Raw genomic sequence first — 14,759 nt, 5'->3', positions numbered from 1 at the left:
CTTCTTGATTGGCTGAACTCCCTGTAGCCGATTATGTGGCCAAATGTCCGTGGTCCGCCGGTACAGTTATTACCATTCGGTCGTTATCCGTCACATAACGGGGATGGGCACATAACCCCGACAACTTGCTGGCCGGTGTCACCAATGCCAACCGCTACACTCCGACCATCAACACCACCTATGCCGAGATGGCCGCGCACTACCAGACAGCGGTGCTACCGGCGCGCCGAGAAAGCCCAAGGACAAAGCGAAGGCCGAGGTCGCGGTGCAGATCGTCGAGCGCTGGATACTGGCTCGTCTACGCCACCACACCTTCTTCTCCCTGCCCGAACTAAACCGGGCCATTGCCGATCTGCTGCCTGCGCTCAACGATCGCCCCTTCCAGGGCCGGACCGTCAGTCGGCGGGATCTTTACGAGCAACTGGATGCCCCGGCCCTCAAGCCGCTGCCCGACGCCCCCTACGCGTATGCCGAGTGGTCCAGGGCCAAACCCGGCATCGACTACCACATCAGCGTCCACAAGCGGTTTTACAGCGTACCCCACGCCCTCGTGGGACAGACGCTGGACGTTCGCCTGACCGCCGAGACAGTGGAGGTCCTGCACAAGGGCAAGCGGGTTGCGGTGCATGCCCGCTACGGACCGTTACGCCACAGCACGCTGGTCGAACACATGCCCCGGTCCCACCGGGCTCACCGGGAGTGGTCACCGGGGCGCTTCCTGCACTGGGCCCAGGACATCGGGCCCTGCACGCGGCAGGTGGTGCAGGAGCAGCTGGAGAACCGGCCGCACCCCGAGCATGGTTACCGGGCCTGCCTGGGATTGCTCAATCTTGCCCGGCGCTACAGCAAGGCGCGATTGGAAAAAGCCTGTGAGCGTGCGCTGGCCATCCGCTCTCTGAGCTACCAGAGCATCGCCTCCATCCTCAAACAGGGGCTGGACCAGCAAGTGCTGGAAGGTGATGTCCACCTACAAAGTGACCTGCCGTTACACGACAACGTCCGCGGCGCCGACTACTACCACTGAATGCGAGGAGATAACCATGTTGATGCAACAGACCCGAGAACACCTGACTACATTACGACTCACCGGCATGCTCCAGGCGCTGGAGGAGCAGCTGGGCCAGCCCGCAATGGCGGAGCTGAGTTTTGAGGAGCGCCTGGGTATCCTGGTGGATCGCGAGATCCTGTATCGGGAGAACCGGCGCCTTGGGCGACTGCTCAGTGGCGCCAAGCTGCGGGTAAGCGCCTGTGTGGAGGACATCGATTACCGCCATGCCCGGGGGCTGGAGAAATCCCGCATGGCCTCACTGATCTCGCTGGACTGGATACGGCAGTCCCTGAACCTCTGCCTCACCGGTCCCACCGGCTGCGGCAAGACCTGGCTGGCCTGTGCGATGGGCAACGAGGCTTGCCGGCGAGGCTTCTCCGTCCGCTACCTGCGCCTGCCGAGGCTGTTTGAGATGCTGCGTATTGCCCACGGCGACGGCTCTTACTCGAAGCTGATGAACCAGTTGTTGAAGACTGACCTGCTCATCCTTGATGACTGGGGCATCCAGAAGATCAGCGCTGCCCAGCGCAACGACTTGATGGAGGTGATCGAGGACCGTCACGGTCGACGCTCAACCCTGATCGCCAGCCAGCTGCCGATCGAGCACTGGCACGAATACATCGGCGAGGCGACGATCGCCGACGCGGTACTGGACCGCCTGCTGCACGGTGCTCACCGGCTGAGCCTGACCGGCGACTCGATGCGCAGGAGCCAGGCATAATTGACGGAACGTGACCGCTCAGTGTAAAAGTACTCCCGCCAGCGAGCATTGGTGTGCAAGTCGGTCACGATGCCCGGAACGGGCGGTCACGTTCGCCGGAATACGCAGCTGACTCACCCCGGTCATTCATGCAAAATGTTTCGCGGCCATTTGATGATTCACGGCTCCGCACACGGCATCCCGCTCAGGGTTTAACGTGACACAGTTGGTCCGATCCCAGTTGCGCGTGTCCCGGCCACGCCAGCGGTTGGGATGGCGTGCCTTGGCCAGCTGGTAAACAGCGTGCCGAGCAGCCAGCACTGCAATGTCCTTGCCTGTGTGCCGCTCGTTCGGCGTGACGTAGCTGATCCCGCTATGGCGGTGTTCGTGGTTGTACCAACGCACAAAGTCGGCGGCCCATTGGCGCGCCTCACCGAGGTCATTGAACCCGCGTCTTGGGAATTCGGGCCGGTACTTCACCGTTTTGAACGCGGCTTCGGCAAAGGCGTTGTCGTCACTAACACGAGGGCGCAAATAGGACGGGTTGATACCAAGCCAGTTGAGCATGGCCAGCACCGTTGTCGCCTTCAGGGTGGAGCCGTTGTCGCCATGCAGCACCAGTTTGTTGCGCTGCCTGGCCACGCCTTCGGTCAACGCAGCGCGCTTCACAACGCGTGCTGCATGGTCGGCGTCGTCGGNACCGTTGTCGCCTTCAGGGTGGAGCCGTTGTCGCCATGCAGCACCAGTTTGTTGCGCTGCCTGGCCACGCCTTCGGTCAACGCAGCGCGCTTCACAACGCGTGCTGCATGGTCGGCGTCGTCGGTGTCGTGCACTTCCCAGCCAACGATCTTGCGGCTGAACACGTCGAGGATCAGGTACAGGTAGAACCACTGGCCGATAACACGTGTTGGCAGGAACGTCATATCCCAGCACCAGAGCTCGTTCGGCGCCGTTGCCACATGCGTTGTAGGAGGCCGCAGCTTTGCCGGCTCCTTGGCGCGGCCGCGATGCTTAAGCTGGTCGGCGTCGCGCAGAACACGGTAAAAACTCGATTCGCTGGCGATATATTCGCCGCGATCGGCCAACATGGGAACGATACGCGTCGGCGGCACGTCCGCGTACTCCGGCTGATTCGCGATCTCGAGGATAGCGGCTCGTTCGCCATCGCTCAGCCGCGACGCCGGTATAGGACGCTGGGCTGTCGGTCTGGCATCACCACGCGTCAGTGCTTCCGGGCCAGACCAACGCTGCAACGTCCGCCGATCCACACCGATTACCTCGCAGATGGCCGACAGACGAGCACCTTGCTCGCGCGCCTCTTCAGCCGCGCTCAGAATTACTTTGCGATCTTCCAGGGATGTCATTCGTCCCCGCTCTCGTGGAAGATCGCTTCGAGCTTTTTTGACAGCACCAGCAGCGCCGCTGTCTCGGCCAGCGCTTTGTTCTTGCGATCGAGATCTCGCTGCAGCTTGCGGATATCTTGCCGGGCCTTGCGATCCGCACGGCCTGTGCTCTGTGCACCTGTGATATCCGACAGCGATTCGCTGGCCTGCGCTCGCCACTGCTCGAGCTCTGCGGGATATATGCCGTTCTCACGGCACCAGGTGCTGCGGCCCGCCTCATCCAGGCTGGCAGTATGAATAACGGCCTCCAGGCGCGCTGGACCGGTCCACAGGCGATCATGTGAATCACTCAGCGCCTCAGCACCCCATCGGGATAGCGTATCTGCACGCACACCGATTGCACGGGACACAACGTCTAGCGGTGCACTCTCAGGCGGCAGCAAACGTGCCACCGCTTTGGCCTTGAAGGCCGATGAATATCTTGCCATTGGTCAACTCCTCGCCCTCCATATTGTACCTATGGGTGGGGCAACAATGTTGACACAGAGGGGTGACCTGGCAGCGCACGATCTTCTACCTCAGCAGGACGACGGGAGATCATGACGTCTTCGCTGACGTGCGCCCATGCTTTGGCCTGCGCCCTGGCTCTCGGTACACGCAATGCCCGCCCAGTTCGCAGGCAGCTCACCAGTTCTCGCTTGAGAGCACCGCGCCCCTGAATGTAGAGAGACTGATATATGCTTTCGTGAGAGATGCGCATGGATTCGTCATCCGGGAAGTCAATCTGCAGCCGATGGGAAATCTGTTTAGGCGACCAGCCATTGACCCATTTACGGTCACCGCGATGAGGTTTATTTCGACCCTTGAACGGTGCCTGTCGAGGTCCATCAATCTCACGGCCATCAGCGTCCTGAACCTTACCCTCCAAACGCGCTTGTACGTAATGACGCAGTCGCGGGTTTGTCACCAGTTTCGCAGGCGTGGGTCTCTTGGCAACCAGTTCGGCCTTCCACTGCGCTACTGAAGCGCGATATTCGAGCCGGCCGCCACGAGTTGCTGCGTTACGGGTTAGCTCCCGTGAAATTGTCGATGGACTTCGTCCAAGACGGCGAGCAATCTCACGCACGCTAGCACTTTGCGCCCGGAGTAGCCCGATCTCTTCTCGCTCAGAGAACGACAAGTACCTTCCGGAAATAGGGTTAGACATAAACAATGGCATTCCGCCGCGATGACGAAACCAGCGTGTGCCTACCGCTGACGATACGCCAACATTCTCTGCTGTCTTTTCGCTTGTAAGCCCGGTTGCGATCTATTCCCAAAACAGCCGTTCGGTCTCACAGCGAAGTGACGGCGCACCTGGCGAGCGCATCGTCCCTCGTCCCGTCAACTTCTGCATCCACCGTGCAGGTCGTCCTATAAACAACTCCTTGATCAAAGGTGTTGCGACGACCGGTTGAATCCACGCAGTTTCGCAGCGGCGATTACCAGCGCTTCCTGAAGCTGAACGCTTTGATTTGCTCCATGAGCGCCGTCGGTCACTGCGGCGACAATGCCGCCTGTGAAGGCTTCTTCGGTGTACTCAAGTGTGAGCGTGTAAACCGGAGCAAGTACCGGACAAGGGATATCGCCAAATCGGATTTGTTCGATTACATTGGGCGCTTTCATAATCCGCGGAAGCGACGGAGAGTGGCCAAGCGTGATCTTGAGTATTCAGCCGTTTTAGAACCGTCCGTGGAAGTGGGGTAGAACCCAGGCCATACCCCAGTGGTAGGATGTCACCTTGACCTAGACGGCGGTGATGATCCGTGCCAGATCGCGTATCACCACCCCAGGGGAAGCAGACTCCCCAGCCTGCGCACAATGATTTGGCTCTGGCCTGCCGCCACTTCCAGGCGTATCTTATCCGGAGGATTCGAGCGAGTTGGCGACACGGTGGCATCGCCCCCACAGGGCCTGGTAGTCGCAGGAACGTAGTACTGGCGTTTTCCTGACGCGCACTCGCCACTTGTGAACCAAATAGGCGTTGATAACCGGCCCGGATACCTCCATTCGTCTGACAAGGTGATTCTCTCTGGCCGCGCAAGCCCAATCTTATTGGATACAGGAAACCAATTTGTCTTTGGCAGGAGCTTTCGATTACAGATGACGGATTTATATAAACGAATTGAAATGCATCTTGGGACTCTGGTTGAAATTTCAATCAGAACTGAATCCAGGGCGATCGCACATTTAATCATGGAAGAAGCATTTACAGAAATTGCCACAATACATCGTCTTATGAGTTTTCATCTATCATCCAGTGACGTCTCACGACTCAATCGTTCAGCGGCTCTGTATCCCCTGCGAGTAGATCCAAGAACTATAGAAGTCATACGCAGATCTTGTGAAATGTCTCAAGCATCGGATGGACGCTTTGATATCACGGTTGCACCGATGTTGGTAAATTCTGGCTGCTTACCCGCGCCAGTTGCGGCTTGTGTACCCCACGCAGACGCCAATTGGGAAGATATCGAGTTTGTAGCTGAAGATCAGATCTACTTTCGAAAACCACTTTGGGTTGATCTCGGGGGTATAGGGAAGGGGTATGCCGTCGATGCAGCCTTTGAAAAATGCGAGCGCAACAAGGTCACAGAATGTTCTATAAATGCTGGAGGTGATGTAAGGCTGAACGGTGTAAAGGATACCTCTATTGTATTGAACGTCCCAGGGCATGACCCGACAATGGTTCCGGTATTGGAATTGGCCCGTGGGAGTGTTGCCAGCAGTTGCGGATGGTCTGCTGCGGTCTTGAATGAAGCGTTTGATTCAGGGCCTCATTTTGACGGGGTGAGCCGGTTAAGCATTGACCCCAGACGTTTTACGGCGGTCCTTGCTGAGAGTTGTTTAATGGCAGATGCTTTGACGAAAGTAGTTCTTGCGCTGGGGGAGGACGCTCGGCCGTTATTGTCGCGGTGCAATGCAACGGCACTTTTCTATGACCCTGAAACAGGCTGGAAACAAATCGCCGGTTCCCGTGATGAGAGCCCGGGGCTGTAAACTAAAGAGGATGTCTCTGATCAGCAGGCTTCCGAAGTTCCCGTGCAGCAGATGGCCCGCGACGGCAAGGTCACTTACATTGGCAGGCGTCGTCGCCATGCCGTGGGTCAGGGCAAGAATTTTCAGCAAACGCCGATATATTTTGCTAGCTTACTGGGAGCCTGGTCTGTATGCAATCTCAAAATCGTATGCGGTCGCCGCTGTCACAGTGCCATGCGTAGCGCATCCGTCACCAGCCCGACCCTTATCCGCAAATGAGTGCTCCAACCCACCACCTGCCGGCTAAATTGATCGATAAACACCGCCAGGCACGGCCAGTTTTCCGGATAGATGTATCTGCAACCAACAAAGGCAACCAAATAAGCTTGACGCCCCACGGTGAATTGTATACAACTAGTGCCGTGGGTGAGTGTCGAGGTTGGGATCAGCTGCTTTTGGTCGAAATGCACTCCGGTAGGCCGACACAGCGAAATGTGTTCGATCGCGATACGTGAATATTCAAATAAGTAAAACCATGGGGGAAATTTATGAAGACAGTGCAAAGTCTATCCAAGTCCAAGTTTGCTTTAACGTTATTAGCTTTGGCTCTTTTGCCGGGCCATCTTGTGGCGCAAACGTCCAAGAACAGCGAGCCGGGAGCTTTCGTCCTTGAAGAAACTATAGTAACGGCACGCCGGCGTGATGAGGGTTTGCTTGAGGTGCCGGTTACTATTTCTGCAATGGGCGCAGCTGATATCGAGGCACGGTCTATCAAAACGTTGGATGATTTAGCTTTCGCCACACCAAGTATGTATGCGACCAGTCACGTAGGGGGCGGTTCTGGCCGTAACTCACGAGCTGGTCGTTCAGTTGTATTCCGTGGGTTGTCAGTCGCGCAAGGTCAGGTGTTTATCGATGGTGCGCCGTTGACATCATCTGCGTCACCACTTCTGGGTGATATTGAGCGTATAGAAGTGTTGCGCGGTCCGCAGAGTGTTTACTTCGGCCGCGCAACTTTTTCCGGTGCTATTAACTATGTGAGCAAAGATCCTTCGACTGAAGGTTTCGAGGGCCGTATCAGCGCCGAGGCCTCGCAGTATGACTCCAGCGATTTGATGCTGTCGGTCGAGGGCCCGCTCTGGGATGACATGTTGTCTGGCAGGCTGTCACTCCGCCAATTCAATGAAGGGGGACACTACACAAGCTTTGCAAATACTGGCTCCACGATGGGCGACCGAGGTACGAATGCAGTTTCGGCGCAGGTATTGTTTCGCCCGTCGGGCAGCTTGACAGTGAAGGCATACCTCACTTACTCGGAGGATGATGATGGACCTGGGGCACACGCCGCCATAAAGTACCCAGAGATGAATTGTAATCTGGGGGGTGTCGGGAAAGGGTTTTGGTACTGCGGAGAAGTTCCGAAGGCAAACCAGCTACCCCGACATACGATTTCAGGTAATCACCACATGGGGCTCCAAGAGCGTGAGTCAATTAACGAAAACCGCCCCGGCTTTGTCCAGTTAAACGATCCAACAATGAGGGACTCGTTTGGCTTTTCGCGTGAAGCGTATCAGGGCACGTTGAGAGCGGACTACTCTTTTGATAACGGGTATGAGCTGTCCTATATTGGTGCGGCTTACGATGAAAAAAACATGTCGATTCTCGATCTTACCTTCAGGGGAGTTGATCAGAACGGGAGCCCCTTGCCCAATCCGTTTTTCGGTGTGATTCCGGGTGCTCCAGAAACAGTAATATGGGCTCTGGGTAGTGCGGGGGCTGAGGAGAATTATTTTCACGAGTTACGTGTAACTTCCCCCCAGGATAAGGATTTAAGGTGGGCCGCCGGCATCAGTTATCTCGATTTTGAGCGTAGCGGCGGTGCGGTTGCGGGCTGGACTATGTTTGGTGACCTCAACGTTTCGACCGTTACGAACTCTTCTGCTGAAACTCCGGCTCTATTTGGGGGGATTTACTACAATCTTACGAACGATGTCACGCTCACTGTCGAAGGTCGCTACCAGAGGGATACAATAATCCAGCAACCACTTTCTGACGCAAACGGACGACCGGTAACGGTGCCCGAGTTAAAGGAAACGTGGGAGACGTTTTCTCCGCGACTGTCAGTTGATTGGAGTTTTGGCGAAAATTCCATGGTATACGTGCTCTGGTCTCGAGCATACACACCGGGCGGATTTAACACGGGTTTGCTAAACGTCGATGCGGAGCAACTAAAGCAGTTCGAGGGCGCGAAAATTGCCTACGACGAAGAGCAGCTTGACAATTATGAACTTGGCTTGAAGTCGCGCTTCTTTGGCGGGAGGGCCCAAACCATCATTACTCTGTATAAAATGGATTGGAGTGATGGCAAGGTGACCAATACCCTACCTTTCACGACACCGGAGGGGACACTAAATCTGACTAGCGCGGTACAGAACCTGGGTCAGGTGGATCTGCAGGGGATAGAGTTCGAGGGGCAGTACGCGTTTTCGCCCAACCTGACACTGTCCGCTATGTTTGCCTACAACGATACGGAAATTAATGACTACATTTGTACTGATTGTCGACGTATCAATGGGTCAACAGACGCCAGCGGGAATACGCTCAAGCACGCGCCAAAAGTCAACTATTCACTCTCCGCCGACTACCACCGTGAGCTTGCAAGCGGTAAAGCCCTATTTGGACGCATAGACTACGGGTATCGGGATAGTTACTACGTTACTGACGGTAACGTTGCAGAAATTGGAGACACCCATATTATTAACGGGAAGATCGGTCTTGACCTCAATGACAATTTGACAATCGAAGTATTCGCAAAAAACCTTTTGAATGATCGAACGTTGTCAAGTGCGTCTATGGGAAGTGATGCATTCTTCGGTATCGCTGTGGACTCGGAAATGCGCATAGCTTTGCCGAAGCAAAGGGTCTTTGGTGTTAAAGCAAACTACCAGTTCTAATTTTGGACTGAGGTTACGCAAGGGCCCTGTCGATTTTTGGGGCCCAATTAATAAGAACTGCGGCCAGAGCAAGTGTTGTTTTTAATTGATTGTGTGGAATTTTCGTATAGTTCCCCGGTTTATAAGGCGACGCCTTCGCGACACATGGCCATGCGCACAAGTCGTAAAGGAGATGGGTATAATGAAGATAGCAATTACCAAACGTGATTTGCTTCGAGCGAGTAGCGGTGCTGCATTGCTTGCAGCTACAGGTAAGTCGCTCGCGCGCCGGCCAGGTCAGCGCACGGAAGGCTGGGATCTTATTGTGGTTGGCGGAGGCAACGCCGGCATGCCCGCGGCAATTTTTGCAGCAGAACGTGGTGCGAAAGTATTGGTAATAGAGGCCGCTAGCGCTCTCGGGGGGACTTTGTACCTGTCATCCGGACAGATGAGTGCTGCAGGAACAAAGCTCCAGCAAGCGAAAGGGATCGAAGATAGTCCCGAGCTTCATTACGCAGACATAATGCGCATAAGTAAAAGTACAGCAAATCCAGCCCTGGCAAGATTGGCTACCGATAACGCCGGGAGAACGTTTGACTGGCTGATGGAAAATGGTTTTGAAGTTCATCCACAGCATCCTGTGGAGGGTACAACTCACGAGCCCTATAGCGTCGCCCGCTATGCATGGGGTAAAGAGGGCGGTCGTTCGATTCTTAAAGTGCTTAACCAGGAGCTCGCACCGCATTTGGAGTCGGGGCTAGTTACTACACTATTGGAAACTCGAGCGACTGATTTGATCACGGACGACAAGGACAACGTGCTTGGAGTTAAAACAAGTAGCGCAGATGGTAGTCAGGATCATTATGGCGACAACGTTGTCCTGACCGCTGGGGGCTATGCATCAAACGATCGATTGTTTGAGGAACTCGAGGGCACGTCTCGAGCTTGTGTTTGTTCATATCCCAATAGTCAGGGAGCGGGCATTGGCCTGGGGCTTAGCGTAGGGGGGTACTTGAGGGGTGCAGAAAACCATTTGCCATTGTTTGGTGGCGTTTTTGCCAGTGACGATTATCCAAGCCCCCTAATAGGGACGCATAGACCGCTGCCACCGCATACAATGCCTTGGGGTATCTATGTTAACGCCCAGGGTCGTCGTTTTATGGCCGAAGATGTACCCAGCCATGATGCCCACGAGGTTGCCTTGGGCGAGCAATCGAATGAGCGGTGCTGGTTGGTCTTTGATGATGAGATGATCAACAAGATGGAGTCGTTCATAGGGCGCTGGACTCGAGAAGACGCCATGAAGGCGTTCGACTCCGGCCAAGCGTTTTTCTTCAAGGCGGAATCACCTGCTGAACTGGCCAGGAAGGCAAACATTAACATTGATGGGCTTAGCGAGACAATCGAGGAATACAACGCTGGGCGGGAGCACGGAAATGACAGGTATGGGAGAAAGCACATGCCGCTGCCCTTGCAGAAAGCACCTTTCTACGCAATTCAATTGCAGGGATGGTTGCTCACCTCGTTTGCGGGACTTGCAGTGAACGAGGATCTTCAAGTTATTCGCAAGGATGGATCGGGAATCCCTAACCTCTATGCCGCTGGCGAACTGCTTGGCACCGGAAACCTGTCCGGAAAGGCCTATTGCGGTGGAATGCTGGTCACTCCCGCGCTAACGTTTGGACGGCTGTTGGGTCAGAAAATATTAAAGTTCGCCTGACAAATTATTGGTGAATATGGTGCCTATGAAAATCGAGGGTATGCAAGAAACTCCTAGCAAAAAATGTTGCTTTTTCTAACATCGTGATTGAGCTTCGACGACTCAAACACTTTCTTGCTGTAGCGGAGCACGGGCAGGTTCGAAGAGCCTCCAAAGCTTTATTTATGAGTCAGTCCGCATTGACCAGGAGCTTACAAAGTCTCGAAGATGATCTGGGAGCGAAGGTTATCGTTCGCTCACCAACCGGCGTTACACTTACACCACTAGGATGCATGCTCCAAAAGCATGCCAAACAGGTGTTGAGAGCAGCTGTTGTCGCAGAATCGGATCTGCGCAGCTTCGCGGGAATTGGCGATGCTAGCGAAGTAAAGTTGGGTGTCAGCAGCCACTTTGTTGGAAACATTGTTCCCATGGCGCTTGCAGATGCAGTGCACCATAGCTCTGATTTTAGGGCGTATGTATACGAAGCATTTTACTACGATCTTGTCCCTCGGCTGCGAATGGGGGAACTTGATTTACTGATTAGTGTGATCCCGGATGACGCCGATCTTTCCGGGCTGACTACCGAAGTATTGATGCAGGATAAAACCTCTTTGTCTGTGTACATGCGGACGGAACATCAATTGTCCAAAAACGATCGGCCTTTAGGATCTTGGCTGATGAAAGCAGACTGGATTGGTATGGAAAATCCAATGTACTCAACATTCACTAATCAGTATTTTTTGGATCGTGGTCTGACGTCTCCACAGCATAAAATAAAGACTGATTCACAGACACTAGTTCTTGAGCTGCTCTTGAGCAACGATTTTGTTGCCATTCTAACGGACTCCATTGCGGCGCCGCTGGTAAAGGCGGGGCGGCTTAGGCGGGTTTTTGCGTCAACGGCGAATGTTTTCTCCTCCGCAGGGCTTGTAGCTCTCGAGCATGGCGTGGAATCTACGCAGATTTTATTGCTGAAAGAGAAGTGTCGAATGGTTAGCCAGATATTCTACAAAGACTATCCTGCAGGAGGGGTAGATATCGGAGCTAAGCATGAGCGCGATTTGGACGAGCGCTAGACTACCTGGGATTCGCAGTTGGTTCATGTTCGACTGCTAAGCTCGCTCCAAATTCATTTCCCGAAAGGATTTACGCCAGGTCATGCAGTTTAACGTTACGCCCACGAAGCGCGGTCAACTTAAAGATGTCCAAAAATGGTCGGTATACGTCATTTCAACCGGTTTATGGTTGTCCGGCGTAGTTTGGCTTTTCTTTCACTATTTTGTGCGAGTTGTAGATCAGTTTGGATTCGAAACTCCCCATCCACAACAAAGCATCTACATGCTGGTACACGCCTTCTTTGCCCTGCCATCCATTTGGGTGTTTGGATTCCTTTGGCACATACATGTGAAGCCGGGCTGGAGACGAAAAGTAAGGCGTGTAACAGGCGGTATTGTTTTTAGTATATATATATGGTTAGCGGTTACCGGCTATGTACTCTACTACATCGGGAATGCAGCTTTGCGCGACTGGATCTCCCTCGCACATTGGACGGTCGGAGTCATGTCAATATCGTTATTTCTGCTTCATTCGCATTATAAAAGAAGAGCATAAGTGAAATTATGCTCGCAACTTTCGCGGGATGTCCAAAGGGTGCACGTAATGACGGAAATGCTTCGGAGTGTGCAGATTCTGGAGTTTACCCACATGCCAGTCGGGCTGGTATTCCCTTATGAAATCATCAAGATCAGACGGGATATATGCGCTTGAGTATGAAATGTTGAGCAACTTCAAGCACGAGCTACCTCAAAACGGTTGCGGAGGTTCTCTAGATGCACGCCCGAATTGGCGCGATTTATGCCTCGTATTGCAAGCTGTCGTTAAACGGAGAATTTAATGTCGTCCAAAGCTTTAGCGGGTGTTCGTATTCTTGATCTCACCCACATGCTTTCCGGTCCCTACGCCGGCATGATCCTGGCCGACCTCGGTGCGGAGACCATCAAGGTGGAGCCGCTCGCAGGGGAGGGTACTCGCAAGCTACTAGCCAATGATCCCAAAAACTCCTTGGGCGGGATGGGCGCTTACTTCATCACCCTCAACCGGAACAAGAAAAGCGTCGCAATCGATCTCAAGAGCGAGACGGGCCTGCAGCTGTTTTATGAATTGGTGGCGCAGTCCGACGTCGTCCTCAGTAACTTTGGCGCCGGTGTTCCCGAGCGTCTGAAAATCGACTATAACACCCTGAGTGCGATCAATCCGCGCATCATCACCTGCACCGTATCCGGTTTCGGCTCCGACGGCCCAAACTACCAGCGCCCGGCTTTCGACCAGGTTGCCCAAGCCACCGGAGGTGGCATGTCGATCACCGGCCCCGACCGCGAGCACCCGGTGCGGGCAGGCATTCCCATCGGCGATCTTGGCGGTGGCATGTTCGGGGTGATTGGGCTGCTGGCGGCCCTCTACGAACGCGAGCGCAGCGGTCGCGGCCAGCACGTCGATATTTCCATGCTGGACTGCCAGGTATCCATGCTCAATTACATGGCCACCATGTATTTTCTATCGGGGGAAGATCCCTACCCGATCGGTAATTCTCACTTCGTGCACGTGCCCTACGACACATTCACCTGTTCCGATGGCTTTATCGTTATCGCCGTGATTACCGACAATTTCTGGCATAACCTGAAAACCGTGGTCGACATCCCGGAGTTCAGCGATCCGAAATATGACGGTCAGCCGGGCAGGTTTGCTGACCGCGAATTCATCAATGCCCGACTGAACTCGGTATTGGCAACCAACTGCTGCGAGTATTGGATTGCGCAGTTAGAGGCAAAGCGCATACCCTGTGCCCCGGTAAACAGTTTCAGCGCAGCCCTGTCTGACCCGCAGGTATTGCACCGCAAGATGGTGGTGGAGCTCAGGCACCCCGATGGCAGCAGCACCCGCGGTCCCGGCAATCCGGTCAAGCTGTCCCGCACCGGCGAGGAGTCCTACGCCGCGGCTCCGTTATTGGGGCAGCACACCAGTGAGGTGCTCTCCGGGCTGCTGGGAATGGCTGCTAGCGAAATCGAGAGCATGCGCGCACAGGGAGTCATTGCCTGATGGCCGAGATAGTCATTGTCAACGATGTGGGCCCGCGTGATGGTCTGCAGAACCAGCCGCAAGCGCTGGACCCGCAGCAGCGCCTGCAATTGATCACGGCCATCCGCGCCTCGGGGCTGGATCATATCGAGGTCGGCAGCTTCGTGTCGCCGAAAGCCGTGCCGGTGATGGCCGGCGCTGACGCTGTGGTAGCGGGCCTGCAGGGTCTCGCCAGCGGCAACTACAGCGCTCTCATCCCCAACCTGCGCGGCTACGAGCTGGCCCGTGACGCGGGGGTGAAGACCGTGGTAATGGTGCTCTACGGCAGCGACGGCATGGCGCGGAAGAACGTCAACATGAGCCGCGAGGAAGCGGACGCGGTGGCTGCGAGGATTATCGAGCAAGCCACTGCGGACGGCGTTGCGGTCATCGCCACCATCGGCGTGGCCTTCGAGTGCCCCTTCGACGGCCCGGTCGATCCGGGGCTGGTGGCGGATGTGGGGGCCCGGTTCCTGCAGTTGGGGGTGGATCGCTTTGTCCTGGCGGATACGATTGGCGCGGCCAATCCGCAACAGGTGCGCGACCTCACCCGCACCCTGGTGGATCGCCACGGTGCGCAACGCCTGGGCTGCCACTTCCATGACACTCGCGCCCTGGGGCTGGCCAACGTCTACGCCGCGGTTGAGTCGGGAATCCGCTATTTCGATGCTTCCATTGCCGGCCTCGGCGGCTGTCCATTTGCCCCCGGCGCCGGCGGCAACGTCGCCACCGAAGATGTCGTGATGTTGCTGCAGCAGCTGGGTTTCGCCACCGGCATTGATCTCCAGCAACTGCTGGCGGCTTCCGACCTGGCGCAAACCCTGACCGGCACTGCCCCCGGCGGGCGCGCCAAGGCCTGGCTCAAACCCTGGCTAGCCAAACAACACCAATAACCTATTAGGAG

8 protein-coding genes and 4 pseudogenes are annotated in these 14,759 nt (G+C 55.3%); 9 read left to right on the top strand and 3 right to left on the bottom strand.

Translation table 11 applies throughout. The annotated features are described in order from the left end of the window. Positions 1 to 265: 265 nt before the first annotated feature. Together Q6D67_RS18150 and istB are read left to right on the top strand one after the other, a co-directional pair. Positions 266 to 1,024, top strand: a complete 759-nt coding sequence (locus Q6D67_RS18150; RefSeq protein ID WP_304707082.1) for a hypothetical protein — start codon at positions 266 to 268, stop codon at positions 1,022 to 1,024. A gap of 16 nt (positions 1,025 to 1,040) precedes the next feature. Beyond that, positions 1,041 to 1,769, top strand: a complete 729-nt coding sequence (gene istB, locus Q6D67_RS18145) for an IS21-like element helper ATPase IstB (RefSeq protein ID WP_304707081.1) — start codon at positions 1,041 to 1,043, stop codon at positions 1,767 to 1,769. A 126-nt stretch (positions 1,770 to 1,895) separates the two neighbouring features. Here the strand turns inward: istB and Q6D67_RS18140 are convergent. From Q6D67_RS18140 to Q6D67_RS18130, 3 pseudogenes are all read right to left on the bottom strand, one after another. Then, positions 1,896 to 2,339, bottom strand: a pseudogene (locus tag Q6D67_RS18140) (integrase core domain-containing protein); the annotation flags it as partial. A 122-nt stretch (positions 2,340 to 2,461) separates the two neighbouring features. Further along, positions 2,462 to 3,579, bottom strand: a pseudogene (locus Q6D67_RS18135) (DDE-type integrase/transposase/recombinase); the annotation flags it as partial. A gap of 62 nt (positions 3,580 to 3,641) precedes the next feature. Then, positions 3,642 to 4,310 (bottom strand): annotated as a pseudogene (locus tag Q6D67_RS18130) (transposase); the annotation flags it as partial. Between the two features lie 242 nt (positions 4,311 to 4,552). On the opposite strand from Q6D67_RS18130, the pseudogene Q6D67_RS18125 reads away from it, so the two are divergent. The 7 genes and pseudogenes from Q6D67_RS18125 to Q6D67_RS18090 all read left to right on the top strand — a co-directional run. Then, a pseudogene (locus tag Q6D67_RS18125) lies at positions 4,553 to 4,837 on the top strand (IS3 family transposase); the annotation flags it as partial. A gap of 396 nt (positions 4,838 to 5,233) precedes the next feature. Next, positions 5,234 to 6,127, top strand: coding sequence for an FAD:protein FMN transferase (locus Q6D67_RS18120; protein ID WP_304707080.1), 894 nt, complete (start codon positions 5,234 to 5,236; stop codon positions 6,125 to 6,127). Positions 6,128 to 6,654: 527 nt separating this feature from the next. Next, a complete protein-coding gene (locus tag Q6D67_RS18110) occupies positions 6,655 to 9,060 on the top strand; it encodes a TonB-dependent receptor (RefSeq protein WP_304707079.1) in 2,406 nt (801 codons plus the stop codon). Between the two features lie 181 nt (positions 9,061 to 9,241). Beyond that, the gene (locus Q6D67_RS18105) at positions 9,242 to 10,759 is read left to right on the top strand and encodes an FAD-dependent oxidoreductase (protein ID WP_304707078.1); all 1,518 of its coding nucleotides are present in this window, start codon (positions 9,242 to 9,244) and stop codon (positions 10,757 to 10,759) included. Between the two features lie 83 nt (positions 10,760 to 10,842). Continuing rightward, positions 10,843 to 11,817 (top strand): LysR family transcriptional regulator, encoded by a 975-nt coding sequence (locus tag Q6D67_RS18100; protein WP_304707077.1) that lies wholly within the window; start codon positions 10,843 to 10,845, stop codon positions 11,815 to 11,817. 817 nt (positions 11,818 to 12,634) lie between these two features. Beyond that, the gene (locus tag Q6D67_RS18095) at positions 12,635 to 13,837 is read left to right on the top strand and encodes a CaiB/BaiF CoA-transferase family protein (RefSeq protein ID WP_304707076.1); all 1,203 of its coding nucleotides are present in this window, start codon (positions 12,635 to 12,637) and stop codon (positions 13,835 to 13,837) included. Then, on the top strand, positions 13,837 to 14,748 hold the full coding sequence (locus Q6D67_RS18090; protein WP_304707075.1) for a hydroxymethylglutaryl-CoA lyase: 912 nt from the start codon (positions 13,837 to 13,839) through the stop codon (positions 14,746 to 14,748). Before Q6D67_RS18095 ends, Q6D67_RS18090 begins: the two co-directional genes overlap by 1 nt. The last annotated feature ends 11 nt before the right edge of the window (positions 14,749 to 14,759 follow it).

Source organism: Haliea sp. E1-2-M8 (assembly GCF_030649675.1).
Lineage (GTDB): Bacteria > Pseudomonadota > Gammaproteobacteria > Pseudomonadales > Halieaceae > Haliea.
This window is presented reverse-complemented; position numbering and strand designations above follow the sequence as displayed.